Genomic DNA, 16094 nt, shown 5'->3' on the forward strand with positions numbered 1-16094 from the left:
AGAGAGCGAAACGCGGCGAACGGGGTTACCGACCAGCGAGGAAGGTGACGGCGGTCCGCTGTTGTTCGACCTCGGTTTCGAGGTGGTCGGCGAACTCGTCGAGTTCGATGTCCTTCTCCTCGCGCTCCTTGCGGTCCCGGACCGAGATGGTGCCGGCTTCCTCCTCGTTGTCGCCGATGATGAGCATGTAGGGGACGCGGTCGTCGTGGGCGACCTGAATCTTCTTGCCGACGGTCCAGGAGCGGTCCTCTATCTCGACGCGGTAGTCGCCGAGTTCGTCCCGCAACTGCTCGCAGTAGGGGATGTTGTCGTCGCTGACCGGGAGGATGCGGACCTGCTCGGGGGCGAGCCACGGCGGGAACTTCCCGTTGTAGTGTTCGGTCAACACCATGAAAAAGCGCTCGTAGCTGCCATACAGCGCGCGGTGTATCATCACCGGGCGGTGGTCCTCGTTGTCCTCGCCGGTGTAGGTCAGATCGAACCGCTCGGGCATGTTGAAATCGAGCTGGACCGTGGGGCCGTCCCAGTTCCGGCCGAGCGCGTCCTCGAAGGCGAAGTCGATCTTCGGGCCGTAGAAGGCGCCGTCGCCCTCCTCGACGACGTAGTCGATGCCCTGCTCGTCGAGGACGGATTCGAGCTGGTCTTCGGCTTTCTCCCATATCTCGTCGCCGCCGACGCTCTTCTCGGGGCGGGTGGCGAACTGGACGGTGTAATCGAGGTTGAAGGTATCCAGCGTGTCGAGGATGATGTCGACGGTCGCCAGCACCTCCTGTTCTATCTGGTCGGGCCGGACGAACAGGTGGCCGTCGTCGATAGTAAAGGCCCAGGTGCGAGAGAGGCCCGATAGCTCGCCGCGCTGTTCCTTGCGGTAGACCTTCCCGTCCTCGAAGTACCGCACGGGGAGGTCCCGGTAGGACCAGGATTTCTGGTCGAAGATGGTCGCGTGGCCCGGGCAGTTCATCGGCTTGAGCCCGTACTCCTCGTCGTTCACATCGAGGAGGAACATGTCGTCGACGTAGTTCTCGTAGTGGCCCGACTTCTTCCAGAGCTCGGTGCGGAAGACGTGGGGCGTCTCTATCTCGTCGTAGCCGGCGTCGCGGTTGAGCTGGCCGACGTAATCGGAGAGCTCGTTGAGTATCTTCTTGCCGTTTGGCTCGTACAGCGGGAGCCCCGGCCCCGTGGTCTCGTCGATGGAGAACAAGTCCATCTCCTGGCCGATCTTCCGGTGGTCCCGCTCTTGGGCCTGCTTTCGCATCTCCAGGTACTCTTCGAGGCCGTCTTCGGTCGGGAAGGCGGTGCCGTACACCCGGGTCAGCGTCTCGTTGTCCTCGTCGCCGCGCCAGAACGAGGCGGAGATCTCAAGCAGCGCGAAGCCGCCGATCTCGCCCGTCGACTCGACGTGGGGGCCCTGACAGAGGTCGTAGAAGTCGTCCTGCCGGTAGAAGGAGACGGGGTCCTCGTCGGCGGCCTCGGTCTCTAGGATGTCCTGCTTGAACGGGTTGTCCTCGTATCGCTCGAAGGCGTCCTCACGGGAGACCTCCTCGCGGACGATGTCGTAGTCGGCCTCGATTATCTCCTCGGCCTCGGCCGCTATGTCTTCGAGGTCGTCCTCGTCTAAGTCGACCCCGGTGATGTCGTAGTAGAAGCCGTCGTCGGTCCACGGTCCGATGGTCAGTGTCGCCTCGGGGAACTCCCGCTGGAGCGCCTGGGCGAAAACGTGGGCGGCCGAGTGGCGCAACACGTCGACGTACTCGTCGCTTTGCGGTGTGACGATGACCAGTTCGACGTCCTCGGTGAGGGGGGTGTGTTTGTCCACCAGGTCGCCGTCCACGACGCCCGCGACGGTGTCCGAACCGAGTCCCGGTCCGATTTCGTAGGCGACGTCCTCGACCGTGCTGCCTTCGTCCATCGAGAGCGTGGACCCGTCCGGCAGAGTGACCGTGACCGTGCTCATACCCACGCTACGTCAGCGGCCGGGGATAAGTGTATTGAGATGGGTGCGAGGGGACACTACCGACGCTGGAGGGGCGCGGGCTCCCCGGTGTCGGCATCGCCCGTCTCGGTGCCCTCGGGTGCGGTGTCGATAGTTACCGCGGGCGTGACCGACGGCGTGTGTCCCACCGGCTCGAAGGTCGCCGGTTCACCCGACGCCAGCTCGTCCAGGCGGTCCTCGACACAACGGACGGTCTCGCCGTCGTGGTGGGGCGTGACACAGCTGAGGTCGCCGTCGCGGTACTCCGCAAGCAGTACCGACGGGAGACGCAGCGCCCGGTAACTGGCGTCGGCCAGCGACCCGTCCACTTTGTGTATCTCCATCGCGGGCGCAAGCGAGCAGTCGTTGCGCCGTGCCCACTCCTGAAAGGCGGCCAGTCTGGTGACGAGGTGTTCGCCGACCGCGGTCCGGGTCGCGTCGACGGAGACCGGTATCTGGTGTCCACACAGCTGGACCCGCCGCTCCCCGATGACCCCCTCCGCGACGAGATCGCCGACCGTCTCCAGTGTCGCCCCCTGTTGCTTGCTGTATCCCTCCGGCAGCAACGACCGGACGTACAGCTCCGCCCGGTCGGCCACCAGTTGTCGCTCACCGCTCATGACAGTCAGAAATGACGACCGGCGAGAGCAAAAGTGTGTGCCATGAGTAGCGAGGCCCCGACTGAAGGCCGCGGTCCCGAAGCGAAGCGGTGGGCTGCGTGTGGCGTGCCAACAGGGAGTACTATGTACCGTCGGGACGCAGTTCCACGGGATGTACGACAACGTGCTGGTCGCGACCGACGGAAGCGCCGGGACGACGGAGACGCTGGCCCACGCCGTCTCCATCGCCCGCGACAACGACGCGGTGTTACACGGGCTCTACGTCGTCGACAGGCGGCTGGTGCTGGCCGCCGAGAAAGACACGCAAGACGACGTGCGCCAGTCCCTAGAGGAAGAGGGCGAGGTCGCGCTCGACGACATCGCCGTCGGCGGGGAGGAGGCCGGTCTATCGGTCGAGACGCGGATGGAAGAGGGCATCCCCCACAAGCTCATCGTGGACTACGCCGACGAACAGGGAATCGACCTCGTGGTGATGGGGACCCACGGCCGGACCGGCCGCGACCGGGTGGCCAACCTGGGTAGCGTCACCGAGCGCGTCGTCGAGAACTCGCCCGTTCCGGTCCTCGTCGTCCACATCGACTAGTGGAGTCTCAGGACTGATACTGTCGGCATCACGGCTTTATACCGAGGTCGCAAACTCCGGGCAGACACATCTATGCCCGTCTCGACCGGCAGTGAGACGCTCGACAGCATCCTCGACGGCGGACTCCCCGAGAACCGGACGGTGCTGGTCACCGGCGGTCCGGGCACGGGGAAATCGACGCTCGCCATGCAGTTCCTCACAGAGGGACTGGCAAGCGGCGAGGGCTGCCTCTATATCAGCACCGAACAGACCTTCGAGGAGCTCGCCGACGCCTTCGCCGACTTCGCCTTTGACCTCGAACACGAGAACCTCACCGTCACGTCGCTACACGCGACGCCCGGCCAGACCGTCGATAGCGGCGACGAGCGCGAGCTCACCTTGGAGACACTGGAGGGCGGGAAGATGCTCGGCGGGGAGTACTCGGCGCCCTTCGAGTCAAAGTACATCACCCAGTACCTCGAACGGTTCGCCCCCGCCGACCGGGTGGTCCTCGATTCGGTGTCTGGCCTGTCGGCCATCGGCGAGGACCAGAACGTGTTCCGGCGGACGCTGCTCGATTTCATCCGCCTGCTCAACGACGAGTTCGGCGCGACGGCGCTGTTTACCGCCGAGGAGTCCCAGCCCGACCCCACCGGCGACGTCAAGACCGTCGCCGCCAGCGACGCCGTCCAGTTCAACACCCACGGCGTCCTCCGGCTCTGGCGGGAGAACGTCGGCGGCGACTACCACCGCTTCATCGAGGTCGTGAAGATGCGCGGCGTCGACCACGACACCCGCGTCCACGAGATAACCTTCACTCACGAGGGGCTGCGCATCTCGCCGCGGCTGCGGACCCATCCCGGGGAGTTCGTCCCCTCGGACCACATGTCGACCGGTATCGACGGCCTTGACGACCTCATGGGCGGGGGTATCGTCAAGGGCGGGACGTTACTCCTGGAACACGACGGCCAGGCCAGTCCACACTCTATCCTGACGAACCTCATGGTCCAGGCCAACGAGAACGGGATGCCGATAACCATCGTTCCGCCGGTCGAACTGCCGCCAAAGCGCCTGCGGACCATCATCGACGAGCGCATCGGCGACATGGAGGAGATGTTGGCAAGCGACCAGCTCTTCCTCGTCGACTTCGCCAACATCTGGGAGAACACCAAACGGAACGTGTTCAAACCCCAGGAGCACGACACCGACAACCCCGCCGCAGTCTTCCGGACCATCGACGACCGCCGGGGCGACCGGCCGATGTTCAGCGCCCTCAACGTCGAGGCTCAGCTCCCCGTCCTCTCCGACGACGAGCTCCGCCAGATACGGTTCTGGGAGGAAGAAAACCTCCATCGGCCCGGCGACACCTCGCTGTACATCTTCAACCCGGCGACACTGGACGACGGACTCGCCGCGTTCTACGAGAACGGCGCCTGGCAGACCCTCGAAACGTGGGTGACCGACAAGGGGCTGCAGTACATCGAGCTCCAGAAATCGCCGAGTGGCTTTATGGGGTCGACCCGCCTCGTCGAGTATATCGAAGAAGAACCATACATGCGAATCCAGCAACCACCGGGCGCGGGCAGCACCGAATCGACACTCGGCACGGGAGGGCGGTGATGGCGACCGACATCCCGCCACCCGGAACCAACGTCATCGTGATGGCCCCCTCGCTCAGCGACGGGAAAGAAGAGACCTGTCTCGACCTGCAGGAGGCCGGCCCAGACGAACGCCTCGACGTGCTGTATGTCACCTACTCCGGCACCCCCGCGGAACTCGTCGGCCAGTGGCGCGACCACCACGGCGACCTGCCGGGCCGGATGGGCATCGTCGTCGTCGGCGACCAGCCCGGCGGGCGCGCGGGCGACGACGAAATCCCCGAGAACGTCTTCGTCACGACGGCGAACCCGAACGACATCACGGGGCTCGGGATGCGGCTCAACAACTACCTCAACGACCGCGACGACGGCAGCCAGCTCGTCGCCTGTTTCGACTCGATGACGGAGATGCTGCAGTTCGCGGAGCTCAAACCCGTCTTCAAGTTCCTCCACATGTTCGCCGGGCAGCTCCGGGACGCCGACGCCGTCTCCCACTTCCACCTGGACCCGGGCGCCCACGACCAACAGACCATCAGCCGCCTGAAGCCGCTGTTCGACGACGCCGTCGACCTGACGTAACCGACCGGTTGTACCGCCGCTGTGTGGCCGGCCCGTCCTGTTCTCCCGTCCGGACGGGCGCGCCCGTGGTTGTGACTCGCGCGGAGACAGCCGATCAGCGGGCCTGGCTCGCCAGGAAACCGACGCCGGCCACCAACACGACCACGCCGGCAAGCAGCAGGTCGCCGTTCCCGAACAGCGGCCCGGCCACGAGCAGCGCCCACGCGACGGCGAAGACACCGTGGGCCAGCGCGAACAGCCGCCGGCCCCGCAGGGCGAAGACGACGGTTCCAAGGGCGAACGCGGCGGTGAGCGTGACCGCCGAGAGCGCGACGGGGCTGACGGCCAGCCCGCCGACGGGAACCGGCGCGACAACCGGCGCAGCGAGAAAGAGCAGCCCCGCCAGCCCGACGAGCGACCCGACGGCGACCGGCCCGGCTTCGAGGTCCAGGCCGGTCATAGGAGCCGGTAGCTCCCGCCGGACTCGCTGGCCCGGCCGGCCCGGACGAGCTTCTCCAGTGTCTTGTGCGTGTAGTCGGCCGACACGTCGCGTTCCGCGGCGTAGGCGACCACGTCGGCCTCCGTTGGCGCCTCCAGGTCCCGCAGGGCCGCCAGAACGGTCTCCTTGCGGCTCCGACCGCTGCCGGCTCCCTGTTCGGCGCGGTCACCGGCCGCGGCGACGGCGTCGCTGTCGACGCCCGACGCTTCGAGGTAGGTCTCGTCGTCGACGCCCGCGTCGTCAACCTGGCGGTCCAGTTCGGCAAAGGAGTCGAGTTCGGCGAAGGCCTCCCCGTGGTCCTGCCGGTTGGCGAGCATCGACGCCCGGACCTCGCGGGCGTGGTCCTCGTCGTCGGTCTCGACGAACTTCCGGCGTTTGGCGTACTGGCGCCGCCCGCCACAGCGGGGGCACTGGCTCGTCTCCGGCCGCCCCTCGACGATCCAGAGGGCGCTGCACTCGCTACAGCCGACGACCGCGTACATGCACGTCGGTAGGGCTGGTTCGGGGTTGAACGTTCGGATTGGTACGCTCTGTCACAGGTGAGGACGGGACAGTACATTTACCCCGTCCCATACTGACAGAGGGGTATGAACTGGTCGCGGGAGTGGCTCAGCGCCCGGGCGACGATTCTGTTGCCCACGGCGGTAGCGGTGCTGTCCTTTGCCACTGGTGTGGCCAACATCACCGCGCCGGTGGGCGGCTTCCTCGCTCGGTACATCCCCGAGAGCTTCCAGCTGGCAGTGGGGTTTACCGGCGCGCTGACGGGTTTTACCCTGCTCGTCGGCGTGACGGGGCTTCGGCGTCGGCTCCGGGCGGCCTGGTACCTGATGGTCACCCTGCTCCCGGTGGCGGCGGTCCAGGGCGTGGCACAGACCTCGCGGCTCTCCGTGCTCTCCCTGCCGCTTGTCATCTTCTCGCTTGTGGCGCTCCCGACGCTGCTGGTCAACCGCCACCGCTTCGACCGCGAGTTCGACCTCTCGACGGCCCAGCTGGCGGCCGGGGCCGCGCTGCTTGGCGCACAGGTGTACGGCACCGTCGGGACGTGGGCGCTGCGCGAGGAGTTCAACGGCGTCTCGACGCTGACCGACGCCTTTTATTACACGCTCGTCACGGCCAGCACGGTCGGCTACGGCGACGTGACGCCGGCGACCGAGCGGGCGACGCTGTTTGGGATGTCGGTAGTGCTGCTGGGGACGGCCAGTTTCGCCATCGCGCTGGGGACACTGCTGGGCCCCGCCATCGAAAAACGCCTCTCGGAGGCACTCGGTAACATGACTGATGCTCAACTCGACCTGCTCGAGAACCACGTGGTGGTTCTTGGCTTTGGCGACCTGACGGAACCGATAATCGACGAGCTGGGCGGGGCGACGGACTTCGTCGTCGTGACCCCGGACCCGGAGAAGGCGTCCCGCCTCCAGCAGCGCGACATCGCCGTGCTGACCGACGACCCCAGCGACGAGGCCCCCCTGGAGCGGGCCGGTATCAACGACGCGCGGGCAGTCGTCGCCGCCACGAACGACGACGCCCAGGATGCACTCGCCATCCTGACGGCCCGCGCGCTCAACCCCGATCTCAACATCGTCGCCGCCGCGACCGACCGCGAGAACGTAGAGAAGCTCCGCCGGGCGGGCGCCGACACCGTCATCAGCCCGGCCGTCATCGGCGGCCACCTGCTCGTCCAGTCGGCGCTGGGCCGCGAGGGGATGGAGTCCGTCGCCGACCACCTGCTGGACGTCGAGGACCACGGGGACCTGTAGCGAGGGCGACCGGAAGAGCCCTCGAAAGCGAACCGGCGAACGGAGTGAGCCGGAGAGCAGCCGTGAGGTCAGTCAGGCGCCCGTCAGCGGCTCCGGTCGACGATAGCGACGTCCGTCTCGATGTCGTCCAGCCGTTCGAAGGTCGGCGGCGCGACGAGTCGGGAGGCCGCGCTCCGGTCCCGGCTCGCGCCGATGACGACGAGGTCGTACGCCTCGGCCGTGCCGGCAAGAAACGAGTGGATGTCGGCGCCGCTGACACGGGTCTCGATACCGCCCGCGAACGGCTCGACGAGGTCGGCCAGCATGGACTCGGCGCGCCGTCTGTCACCGCCCTCGCCGATGCAGGTCGCGACCGCGATACGGCCGCTGGCGCCGGCGAGCCGCACGGCGAAATCGACCATGTGGTGGGCCACATCGCTGGCCCGCCTGACCGGGACCAGGACCCGGCGCCACCGGGTGCGGCCGTTGCGCGAGCGGTGGACGAGCACGTCCGACCGCCCGCGGAACAGCTGGCGGAGATACGCCGTCAGAGCGCCGTGTTCGCTCTCGTAGGGGGCGGCGATGAGGTCGCAGTTCGTCGACTCGGCGGCCTGGAGCGTCGCCACCGCCGGATCCTCCCCGGCGGCGACGACGACCTGACAGGGGACCCCGACCCGCGTCTCGACGGTCGCGGCCCGCGATTCCAGCCGCTCGACCCGTTCGCGGTGCGGGTCGCTGCCCTCGCGGTCGGCGCCGTCCGGTTCGGTATCGGTGGCCGCGACGCCGCCGTTCAGCATCGCCCGCTCGGCCTCGGCAGCGTCGGTGTCCGCGACGATGTCGAGCAGGACGACCTTGCCGGCTTCGTGGGCCGCCGCCAGACGGGCGGCGAGCATCGCCGTCGCGTGGGCGTGGTCGCCCCGCATCGGGACCAGCACGTGGTCGTCGCCGGTCGTCGACTCGTACAGCACCGTTGCCCGGCGGTCATAGAAGCGGTTGCGCCAGACGACGAAGACGACGGCGACGAGGGAACTCGCGAGGAAGATACTGCCCAGGAACGTCAGCCGCTGGGCCGGCTGGACCAGCAGCGCAAGCAGCGCCGTCGAGTACGCCGACGGCTCCTCGATGTCGAAGGGCCAGGTGATGAGGCCCGTGGTGAGAGTCGCCAGGACGGCCGCGCCCGCGGCGACCCGAAACTGTCCCGCAGGGGCCGTGAGAAACGCGCTTGACACCCACAGCGCCCCCAGACCACAGGCGGCGCCGATGGTCAGGCCGGCGACGAACTGACCGGGGTCGGCGTACTTCCCGCGGGGGTCTACAAACAGCGTGTAGCTGCCCGAGGCCAGCGGCGGAAAGAGCAGGAACGAAAGCGCCGGAACGGCGTTCGACAGCAGCGTCACCAGCCCGATGAGCAGCGGGACAAACACCAGCACCGAGAGGTGGACGAGCCGGTCAGTCGTCTCCGCCCAGCGGCGAAACTCCCGTAGCTCCCGCCGTTCGGCACGGCGGAGCCGTCGAAGGAGGGTCCGAATCCGCCGGGCGAACTCGTCGAACATACATAGGCGTGTGTTCCCGCCCTCCCTAAGCACACCGGCCCGTCGCCACAGCGGCGGCGTTCAGAGCGTCGTCGCCGCGGTCAGGGCGATGTCGATGGCTCGCTCGACGTTGTTTCTGGCTTTCTCGGGGAGTTCCTCGTCGTCGGTCTCGCCCTTCTGGGTCCCCTCGATGAGGTTGCCGTCGACGGTGCAAATTGCCCCCGCAGCCAGCCCCTTCCGGCGGGCCAGCGCGAAGATGGCGGCGGCCTCCATCTCGACGCACTGCAGGCCGGCGGCCTCCCAGTCCTCGACGTACTCGTCGGTCTCCGCGTAGAAGGCGTCGTCCGTGGCGACCGGGCCGACGTGGACGTCTTCGCCGTTCGCCTCGGCCGCGTCGACCAGGGCCGTCAGCGCGTCGTAGGACGGCACCGCCGGGACGGCCGTGTCCTCGTAGCGTTCGGTCGTCCCCTCGTCCTTGGCCGCGCCGGTGGCGACGACCATGTCGCCGATGTCGATGTCGGACTGGAGCGCGCCGGTCGTGCCGACGCGGACGAACGTCTCACAGCCGACGGCGGCGAGTTCCTCGACGGCGATGGCGGCCGAAGGCGAGCCGATACCGGTCGAACAGATAGTCAGGTCGTGGCCCTCGTAGGTGGCGTTTACGAGCTTGTACTCGCGGTTCTGTGCGACGACCTCGCTGTCCTCGCAGTGGCCGGCGATGCGGTCGACGCGACCGGGGTCGCCGGGCAGCAACACGACGTCGTGCAGGTCGCCCGGTTCTACCAGCAGGTGGGGCTGCTTGGCCATGCCGACCGTTCGATGCCGGGGGGTAAAACCGCCGGGGATTCTCCGGAACAATGACGTGGGTCCGTCGCAACAGCCCAGTCATGAGCGACGACATCTCCCCGTTCCACCCGCGGATGCGAAAGCCGGGGCTCATCGCGCTGGTGTTCGGTCTGGTGCTTGGCTTTCTGGCGGTGGGCGCCCAGCGGATCACGGACGGGACGGGCCAGTCTCTGCTTCTCGGGGTCGTGCTCGGGCTGCTGGCGGCGGCGTTTCTCTACGGTATCATGTACCGCAACCTCTCGAAGCGGCTGGCCCAGGAGGAGTGAAACGCATCACCCGGCAAAGAGAAACAGGACGACGTTGTTCGTCGCCGGCCCGAGCCCGACGGCGGCCACCAGCGAGAGGACGAGACTCGCCTCGACGGGCTCGTCGTTGAGGTAGTCGTCCATGAGGACGACGACGGCGACCGCGACGACCAGCTTCACGAGGACGAACAGCCACCCGCTCCCGATAGCCGAGGCCGTCGGCAGTCCACCGGCAAAGTCCATGATGGCTCGCGGGAGGGGGGAACGCTCGCCGACGCCGAGTACGTCGGTGCCGATAGCCGTCGAGATGCCGTCGAAGGCGTGGGCGAAGACGACGGTCGGCGCGGCATAGCGCGCCCGGACGACGAGGGGGGTCCGCCAGAGCGCCACCGCGAGCACGGTGATGGCGGCGACAAACAGCGAGAGCAGCACCGAGAGGGCGGGCCAGACCGGGTCGATGAGGCCCGAGCGGAGGGCGGTGACGGCAGACAGCAGGAGGATGACCGTCAGGACGCCCGTCCCGACCAGCCCGAGGTTACGCGGGATGTTATCGTCGTGACCGGTCCGGACGCCGAAAAACGAGAGCAGGAGCCACACCGCCCCCATGACGTTGAACGTGGTGAGATACACAGACGGCGTGCCAAACAGGGGGGCAAGCGCCGCGTCGTAGAGCTCGATGGGGGGCTGGTTGAGCGCGTGCAGGGCACCGCCGAGGGCCATCCATGGCGCCAGGGCGACGACGGTCCGCTGGTCGACGGGTGGCTCAAGCGCGACCAGCAGCGCGGCGATGAGAAAAGCTCCACCGACGAGCACGACCAGATACGGCAGCGGCGGCAACCCGAACCCCGACGGCAGTACCATATCCCTCACGGCGCCCCCGGGCGAGGAAAAGCTTCCGACCTCCGTGCCGGGACGTTTAGGTGCGTGCCATCTGCATACCGGGTATGGACGACGTACCCGACCGTATCGAGCACACGGTGCTGGGACCGACAACGGGGCCCGACGCGGTCCGTCGCTGTCTGGACGCTGCGCTGCAGTACGGGATGCGGGCCTGTCTCCCGCCGTGGGCGCTCGGGCTGGCGACCGAGTACGCGAACGTCCCCCTGACCGCGGTGATAGATTTCCCGCACGGCCAGGGGGCGACCGATGCCGTCTGTTCGGCGGCCCGGACCGCGTGGGACGAGGGGGCCGACGAGCTCGACGTGGTGTGTAACGTCGGCCGGCTCAAGGCCGGGGAGGACGCCGCCGTCCGCGACCACCTCTCGGAGGTCGTCGCCGCCGTCCCGATTCCGGTGAAGGTCATCGTCGAAGCGCCGCTGCTGTCCGAGTCGGAGCTCCACCGCGTCGGGGAGCTGGTCGCCGACGCCGGCGCCGCCTACCTCAAGACTGCGACCGGGTTTTCCGAGGGCGGTGCGACCGTCGAAGACGTCGAGCTCCTGAGCCAGTACCGGCCCGTCAAAGCCAGCGGCGGCATCGGTTCGTGGGCCGAAGCCGAGGCGATGTTCGAGGCCGGAGCCGAGCGCATCGGTGCATCGAGCGGTGACGTCATCGTCGAGGAGTGGCGCGAGCGGCGTGGTGACAAGTGACCTTCTTGCGAGCGCTCGCCGACGCGACACCGCTCGCCCTGATAGTGGCCATCGCCGCGACGTGGGCGGCAACCGTCGGCGAGACGCTGCCGCCCCTGCTGGTCGGGCCGCTCGCCGGGCTGGCCACCCTCGCAGCCGGGACAATGCTGAGTCTGCGATTCCGGACGGAGGAGCGACAGTTCCCGCTCCTCCGGGTGGTGTTTGAACTTCTGACGTTCTGGTGAGCAAGAGTGCAACAGCGGGGCGGTCGTCGGCGCCCCCGACCACGCACGTCCACTCCCGACGGAGGGTCAATCCGTCGCCCTTTTTGCTCCCAGCCCACTGAGTCCTACCAAGCGAATGGCCCGCTATCACATCGAGACGTACGGGTGCACCTCCAACAGAGGTGAGACCCAGCAGATAGAGCAGGCGCTCCGCGAGGGGGGCCACCACCCGGCCGACAGCGCCGAGTCGGCCGACGTGGCCATCCTCAACACCTGCACGGTACTGGAAAAGACCGAGCGCAACATGCTCAGTCGGGCCAAAGAGCTGGACGCCGAGACCCCGGCCGACCTGGTCGTCACGGGCTGTATGGCGCTGGCCCAGGGCGAGCAGTTCCGCGAGGCCGACGTCGACGCCGAGGTCCTCCACTGGGACGACGTGCCCCAGTACGTCCTCAACGGGGAGTGTCCGACGGTCACGCCCGACACGGAGACGGTCATCAACGGCGTCGTCGGTATCCTCCCCATCGCGCGGGGCTGTATGTCCGACTGCTCGTACTGCATCACCAAGCAGGCGACGGGCCGCATCGAGTCGCCGTCGGTCGCCGAGAACGTCGAGAAGGCCCGCGCGCTGGTCCACGCCGGCGCGAAGGAGATTCGCATCACGGGCCAGGACACCGGCGTCTACGGCTGGGACACCAACCAGGGGACGAGCCTGCTGCCGGAGCTACTGGACCGCATCTGCACCGAGATCGACGGGGAGTTCCGCGTGCGGGTCGGGATGGCAAACCCGAAGGGACTGCACGGCGTGCGCGAGGAACTCGCCGCCGTCTTCGCCGAGCACGACGAGCTGTACAACTTCATCCACGCGCCCGTCCAGTCGGGCTCAGACGACGTACTCGCGGACATGCGCCGCCAGCACAGCGTCGACGAGTATCTCGAAGTCGTCGATGCCTTCGACGACGCGCTTTCCTACTGGACGCTCTCGACGGACTTCATCGTCGGCTTCCCGACCGAGGACCCCGCCGACCACGAGCAGTCGATGGAGTTGCTCCGGGCGACGACTCCCGAGAAGATCAACGTCACCCGGTTCTCGAAGCGCCCCGGGACCGACGCCGCCGAGATGAAGGGGCTGGGCGGCCAGACGAAAAAGGACCGCTCGAAGGCCATGTCCGAGCTCAAGATGGACGTGGTCGGTCGGGCCCACGAGGAGATGGTCGGCCGGACCTCCTCGGTGTTGCTGGTCGAGGACGGCACCGACGAGTCGCTGGTGGGCTACGACGAGGCCTACCGCCAGGTCGTCATCGTCGACGCCGAGGAACGCGGGCTCGAAGTCGGTGACTTCGTCGACGTGGAGATCACGAGCCACAGCACCGTCTACGCCTTCGGCGAGCCGGTCGAGCGAGCGCCGCTGGCGGACTGACCCCGGCGGACTACGAGCGCCAGGCCTCGCGCAGGAACGCGACGGCGGCGCCGAACATCGCCAGGTTGCCAAAGAAGGCCAACCGCTCGCCGTCGCGGTCCTCGGGGTCGGCGTTCCAGAAGTCATGCATCGTCAGAGTCACCACTGCCAGAAAGCTGGTGACCGCGCCGGTCGCGACACGGGGCAGGCGCCAGAACGCGACCCCGAGCCCGCCGACGAGCATCATCCCCGAGGCCATCGGCGCCAGCAGGTCCGGGAACGGGACCCCCGCCGACTCGGCGTACTCGACGGTGTCGTCCATGTCCCGGAAGTCCTCGGAGGCCTGGAGTGCCAGCCCGAGCCCGAACAGGAGCCGCCCGACGCTTGATTTCGCGCTGTCACTGCCGGTGTCGTCTGTCATGTCACAACACAGGGCGGCACTGGTAATAAAATCCGGCTCGCCACGACGCTACTGGTCGTGATAGACGTAGACCAGGTTCGGGTAGGGGATGTAGGCGATGCGCTCGACGCTGTTGCTCTTGACCTCCTTTTTCAGATGGACGCCGTGTGACCCTTCGACGACCTCTTCGATGCCTTTGATTTCGGTTCCGTCGTCGAGCTCAGCTGTCATATGTGCCATGTTCCCAGACGTACGGGCCGAAGCGGGAAACACCCGTGGGTGTCATTCGAGGTCTGCGAGCCGTTCGACCTCGTCGTCGTCTTTCCACTCGCCCAGCTCCTTCGGGTCGACGTGGACGAACACGTCGTCGACCTCCGGCAGCGCCTGTATCGACTGGATGACCTCGGTCTCGATGTCGTGGGCCTCATACAGCGTCAACTCGCCCTCGACCTCGATGTGGAGGCTCACGTCGATTTCGGGGCCGACGTAGTGGGCGATGACGTCGTGGGCGCCCCGCACCTGTGGGTGCTCCAAGGCGCGTTCGAGAATCTCCCGCCGGAGGTCCTCGGGCGGCGCGGCGCCCACGAGGTAGGCGACGTTGTCCCGGACGACCTCGTAGCCGGTGTAGAGGATACCGGCAGCGACAACGACAGCGGCCAGCGGGTCCGCGAGCGGGTAGCCGGCCGACGCGCCGACGACACCGACCAGCGCCGCGCCGGCGGTCAGGATGTCGTTGCGGTTGTCCATCGCCGTCGCGATCAGCGCCGGCGAGTTGGCGTCGTCGCCGGCCGCGAGACAGTACCGGTAGAGGCCGTACTTCGCGACCGCCGAGAGCACGAGCACGCCGACGGCGTAGGGCCCCTGCGTGACGGCGACAGTGCCCGAGAGCAGCGCCCGGCCGGCCTGAAAGAGCACGATACCGCCCGCGGCGAAGATACCCGCGGCGACAAACAGCGAGACAAACGGCTCGATGCGCTCGTGGCCGTGTGGGTGTTCGAAATCGGGCGGGCGGGTCGTCAGGTAGAGCCCCGCGACGATGACCAGCGAGTAGGCGGTGTCGGCGGCGCTGTTTACCGCCTCGCTCTGGATGGCCAGGCTCCCAGTAGCGAGCCAGACGGCGCCTTTCAGCGCCACCAGCGCGAGGTTGACACCCAGCACGAGGAGCCCGACCCGCCGGAGTGTGCCGCGGCGAGACATCTACCCTGGAGTTGTCGGTGGCGACTAAAGCCCCTTCGGAGGCGCCTCGACCCGGACGGCGGCGTCGGGCCCGGGGACGCTGGTGCCGTCCTGCTCGGCGAAGGCGTCGCGTATCCGGTCGTAGCTGTCGTCGACGGCCTCGACGATGACCTGCGTGTCCCCGACCACGGGCATGAAGTTGGTGTCGCCGTCCCAGCGCGGGACGACGTGGGTGTGGAGGTGGTCGTCGATGGAGCCGCCGGCCGCCTTCCCGCCCAGGTTCAGCCCGGCGTTGAACGCGTCGGGCCCCAGCCCCCGCTCCAGCGCGTCGAAGGCCCGCTGTTTGAGCCGGGCGTGGTCGAGCAGCGTCTCGTCGTCGAGGGCGCCGTACTCCCCGGTGTGGGCGTGGGGAATGACCATCACGTGCCCGGGATTGTACGGGTAGTTGTTCAGCAGGACGAACGCGTGGTCGCTGCGGGCGACGACACGGTTCTCCCGGTCGGCCTCGTCGTCCCGGAACGCACAGAAGACACAGTCGGCGTCGGGGTTCTTTTCGTCCCGTTCGACCCACTCGATGCGCCACGGCGCGAAGACGCTGTCCATACACGTGGCTCCGGGCCCCGGTGCAAAACGACTTCGACCGAGCATAGCTCATATTTAAATCTATCGGCCGTTCACGCTCCTGAACCGAATATCACGCGGTGAGAACGGCGCCGAAACGCGCTGTCGAGGGCGGCAACCGCCGCCCGTCACGGACGCCTTCTTTCCGGCGATAAACGGTCTGAACGGCCGGAACGGTATCGGGTTTTTATGCAGTTATCGCGGGGAGTATCAGGTAGAATGGCTACGACAAACGACGGGGTCGATATGTCGGAGACGTGTTCGGACTGCGGACGGGATACGCCCCACGCGGTCAGCGTCCAGATACAGACCGAGAGCACGAAATCCGAGAACGCCGAGTTCTCACGCGAGCCGTACCGGGTCAGCGAGTGCCAGGTCTGTGGCGCGACGACGAGCACGCGGATGAACAACGCCTAGCACCGTTTTCCGATTCGGGTGCACTTTGCGCACCGTAAATACGTCTCGCGACCGCGAGCCACGCTCGCTGTGCTCGCGGACCACTCCTCGAAAAACGTGGGCGAAAAACCGGGCCCTCACTCCG

The 16094-nt window shown here is 67.5% G+C and carries 20 protein-coding genes; 9 read left to right on the plus strand and 11 right to left on the minus strand.

All coding sequences use genetic code 11. The annotated features are described in order from the left end of the window. Positions 1-25: 25 nt before the first annotated feature. Positions 26-1954: a threonine--tRNA ligase gene (gene thrS, locus VJ162_RS10185; protein ID WP_324664001.1), complete on the minus strand. Its 1929-nt coding sequence runs from the start codon at positions 1952-1954 to the stop codon at positions 26-28. A 56-nt stretch (positions 1955-2010) separates the two neighbouring features. Further along, entirely contained in the window at positions 2011-2592 is a 582-nt protein-coding gene (locus VJ162_RS10190; RefSeq protein WP_324664003.1) for an HTH domain-containing protein, read from the minus strand. A 151-nt stretch (positions 2593-2743) separates the two neighbouring features. Between VJ162_RS10190 and VJ162_RS10195 the strand changes: the two genes are divergently transcribed. The 3 genes from VJ162_RS10195 (at position 2744) to VJ162_RS10205 (ending at position 5331) form a co-directional block, all read left to right on the plus strand. Continuing rightward, on the plus strand, positions 2744-3175 hold the full coding sequence (locus VJ162_RS10195) for a universal stress protein (protein ID WP_324664005.1): 432 nt from the start codon (positions 2744-2746) through the stop codon (positions 3173-3175). 72 nt (positions 3176-3247) lie between these two features. Further along, positions 3248-4774, plus strand: coding sequence for an ATPase domain-containing protein (locus tag VJ162_RS10200; RefSeq protein WP_324664007.1), 1527 nt, complete (start codon positions 3248-3250; stop codon positions 4772-4774). Then, positions 4774-5331: a DUF7504 family protein gene (locus VJ162_RS10205; RefSeq protein WP_324664009.1), complete on the plus strand. Its 558-nt coding sequence runs from the start codon at positions 4774-4776 to the stop codon at positions 5329-5331. Before VJ162_RS10200 ends, VJ162_RS10205 begins: the two co-directional genes overlap by 1 nt. 94 nt (positions 5332-5425) lie before the next feature. Here VJ162_RS10205 and VJ162_RS10210 read toward each other — a convergent pair whose 3' ends face one another. Continuing rightward, positions 5426-5770 carry a hypothetical protein gene (locus VJ162_RS10210; RefSeq protein ID WP_324664010.1) on the minus strand — a complete coding sequence of 115 codons (345 nt, stop codon included), beginning with the start codon at positions 5768-5770 and terminating at the stop codon, positions 5426-5428. Then, positions 5767-6291 carry a DUF5817 domain-containing protein gene (locus tag VJ162_RS10215; RefSeq protein ID WP_324664011.1) on the minus strand — a complete coding sequence of 175 codons (525 nt, stop codon included), beginning with the start codon at positions 6289-6291 and terminating at the stop codon, positions 5767-5769. The genes VJ162_RS10210 and VJ162_RS10215 overlap by 4 nt, the downstream gene beginning before the upstream one ends. 105 nt (positions 6292-6396) lie before the next feature. Between VJ162_RS10215 and VJ162_RS10220 the strand changes: the two genes are divergently transcribed. Next, a complete protein-coding gene (locus VJ162_RS10220) occupies positions 6397-7566 on the plus strand; it encodes an NAD-binding protein (RefSeq protein WP_324664013.1) in 1170 nt (389 codons plus the stop codon). An 83-nt stretch (positions 7567-7649) separates the two neighbouring features. On the opposite strand, the gene VJ162_RS10225 is transcribed toward VJ162_RS10220, so the two are convergent. Both VJ162_RS10225 and VJ162_RS10230 read right to left on the minus strand, forming a co-directional pair. After that, positions 7650-9098 carry an HPP family protein gene (locus VJ162_RS10225; RefSeq protein WP_324664015.1) on the minus strand — a complete coding sequence of 483 codons (1449 nt, stop codon included), beginning with the start codon at positions 9096-9098 and terminating at the stop codon, positions 7650-7652. 60 nt (positions 9099-9158) lie between these two features. Then, positions 9159-9884: a nucleoside phosphorylase gene (locus tag VJ162_RS10230; protein ID WP_324664016.1), complete on the minus strand. Its 726-nt coding sequence runs from the start codon at positions 9882-9884 to the stop codon at positions 9159-9161. Between the two features lie 80 nt (positions 9885-9964). Between VJ162_RS10230 and VJ162_RS10235 the strand changes: the two genes are divergently transcribed. Beyond that, complete coding sequence (locus tag VJ162_RS10235; RefSeq protein ID WP_324664018.1) at positions 9965-10189, plus strand: hypothetical protein; 225 nt, start codon at positions 9965-9967, stop codon at positions 10187-10189. A 6-nt stretch (positions 10190-10195) separates the two neighbouring features. Here the strand turns inward: VJ162_RS10235 and VJ162_RS10240 are convergent, their stop codons facing one another. Beyond that, a complete protein-coding gene (locus VJ162_RS10240; protein ID WP_324664019.1) occupies positions 10196-11029 on the minus strand; it encodes a DUF63 family protein in 834 nt (277 codons plus the stop codon). 83 nt (positions 11030-11112) lie between these two features. On the opposite strand from VJ162_RS10240, the gene deoC reads away from it, so the two are divergent. The 3 genes from deoC to VJ162_RS10255 all read left to right on the plus strand — a co-directional run bounded on the left by deoC (position 11113) and on the right by VJ162_RS10255 (position 13377). Beyond that, positions 11113-11754 (plus strand): deoxyribose-phosphate aldolase, encoded by a 642-nt coding sequence (deoC, locus tag VJ162_RS10245; protein ID WP_324664020.1) that lies wholly within the window; start codon positions 11113-11115, stop codon positions 11752-11754. Beyond that, positions 11751-11978: a hypothetical protein gene (locus VJ162_RS10250; RefSeq protein WP_324664022.1), complete on the plus strand. Its 228-nt coding sequence runs from the start codon at positions 11751-11753 to the stop codon at positions 11976-11978. Before deoC ends, VJ162_RS10250 begins: the two co-directional genes overlap by 4 nt. 115 nt (positions 11979-12093) lie before the next feature. Continuing rightward, on the plus strand, positions 12094-13377 hold the full coding sequence (locus tag VJ162_RS10255) for a tRNA (N(6)-L-threonylcarbamoyladenosine(37)-C(2))-methylthiotransferase (protein WP_324664023.1): 1284 nt from the start codon (positions 12094-12096) through the stop codon (positions 13375-13377). Between the two features lie 10 nt (positions 13378-13387). On the opposite strand, the gene VJ162_RS10260 is transcribed toward VJ162_RS10255, so the two are convergent. Genes VJ162_RS10260 through VJ162_RS10275 form a run of 4 tightly spaced genes read right to left on the minus strand, consistent with a single transcriptional unit; the run spans position 13388 to position 15535 of the window. Further along, on the minus strand, positions 13388-13777 hold the full coding sequence (locus tag VJ162_RS10260; RefSeq protein WP_324664025.1) for a DoxX family protein: 390 nt from the start codon (positions 13775-13777) through the stop codon (positions 13388-13390). A 48-nt stretch (positions 13778-13825) separates the two neighbouring features. Continuing rightward, positions 13826-13987 (minus strand): hypothetical protein, encoded by a 162-nt coding sequence (locus tag VJ162_RS10265; protein WP_324664026.1) that lies wholly within the window; start codon positions 13985-13987, stop codon positions 13826-13828. 51 nt (positions 13988-14038) lie between these two features. After that, positions 14039-14953 (minus strand): cation diffusion facilitator family transporter, encoded by a 915-nt coding sequence (locus VJ162_RS10270; protein WP_324664027.1) that lies wholly within the window; start codon positions 14951-14953, stop codon positions 14039-14041. 24 nt (positions 14954-14977) lie between these two features. After that, positions 14978-15535, minus strand: a complete 558-nt coding sequence (locus VJ162_RS10275) for an HIT family protein (RefSeq protein ID WP_324664029.1) — start codon at positions 15533-15535, stop codon at positions 14978-14980. 237 nt (positions 15536-15772) lie between these two features. Between VJ162_RS10275 and VJ162_RS10280 the strand changes: the two genes are divergently transcribed. Next, entirely contained in the window at positions 15773-15970 is a 198-nt protein-coding gene (locus tag VJ162_RS10280; RefSeq protein WP_324664031.1) for a DUF7835 family putative zinc beta-ribbon protein, read from the plus strand. Positions 15971-16094: the final 124 nt, after the last annotated feature.

The organism is Haloarcula sediminis (genome assembly GCF_035656455.1).
GTDB lineage: Archaea > Halobacteriota > Halobacteria > Halobacteriales > Haloarculaceae > Haloarcula > Haloarcula sediminis.

Coding starts and splice junctions, on each gene's coding strand:
- VJ162_RS10280 (WP_324664031.1), top strand. CDS start 15,773: ATGGCTACGACAAACGACGGGGTCGATATGTCGGAGACGTGTTCGGAC.
- VJ162_RS10235 (WP_324664018.1), top strand. CDS start 9,965: ATGAGCGACGACATCTCCCCGTTCCACCCGCGGATGCGAAAGCCGGGG.
- VJ162_RS10225 (WP_324664015.1), bottom strand. CDS start 9,098: ATGTTCGACGAGTTCGCCCGGCGGATTCGGACCCTCCTTCGACGGCTC.
- thrS (WP_324664001.1), bottom strand. CDS start 1,954: ATGAGCACGGTCACGGTCACTCTGCCGGACGGGTCCACGCTCTCGATG.
- VJ162_RS10215 (WP_324664011.1), bottom strand. CDS start 6,291: ATGTACGCGGTCGTCGGCTGTAGCGAGTGCAGCGCCCTCTGGATCGTC.
- VJ162_RS10265 (WP_324664026.1), bottom strand. CDS start 13,987: ATGACAGCTGAGCTCGACGACGGAACCGAAATCAAAGGCATCGAAGAG.
- VJ162_RS10275 (WP_324664029.1), bottom strand. CDS start 15,535: ATGGACAGCGTCTTCGCGCCGTGGCGCATCGAGTGGGTCGAACGGGAC.
- VJ162_RS10220 (WP_324664013.1), top strand. CDS start 6,397: ATGAACTGGTCGCGGGAGTGGCTCAGCGCCCGGGCGACGATTCTGTTG.
- VJ162_RS10240 (WP_324664019.1), bottom strand. CDS start 11,029: ATGGTACTGCCGTCGGGGTTCGGGTTGCCGCCGCTGCCGTATCTGGTC.
- VJ162_RS10270 (WP_324664027.1), bottom strand. CDS start 14,953: ATGTCTCGCCGCGGCACACTCCGGCGGGTCGGGCTCCTCGTGCTGGGT.
- VJ162_RS10260 (WP_324664025.1), bottom strand. CDS start 13,777: ATGACAGACGACACCGGCAGTGACAGCGCGAAATCAAGCGTCGGGCGG.
- VJ162_RS10195 (WP_324664005.1), top strand. CDS start 2,744: ATGTACGACAACGTGCTGGTCGCGACCGACGGAAGCGCCGGGACGACG.
- VJ162_RS10230 (WP_324664016.1), bottom strand. CDS start 9,884: ATGGCCAAGCAGCCCCACCTGCTGGTAGAACCGGGCGACCTGCACGAC.
- VJ162_RS10255 (WP_324664023.1), top strand. CDS start 12,094: ATGGCCCGCTATCACATCGAGACGTACGGGTGCACCTCCAACAGAGGT.
- VJ162_RS10210 (WP_324664010.1), bottom strand. CDS start 5,770: ATGACCGGCCTGGACCTCGAAGCCGGGCCGGTCGCCGTCGGGTCGCTC.
- VJ162_RS10205 (WP_324664009.1), top strand. CDS start 4,774: ATGGCGACCGACATCCCGCCACCCGGAACCAACGTCATCGTGATGGCC.
- VJ162_RS10190 (WP_324664003.1), bottom strand. CDS start 2,592: ATGAGCGGTGAGCGACAACTGGTGGCCGACCGGGCGGAGCTGTACGTC.
- deoC (WP_324664020.1), top strand. CDS start 11,113: ATGGACGACGTACCCGACCGTATCGAGCACACGGTGCTGGGACCGACA.
- VJ162_RS10200 (WP_324664007.1), top strand. CDS start 3,248: ATGCCCGTCTCGACCGGCAGTGAGACGCTCGACAGCATCCTCGACGGC.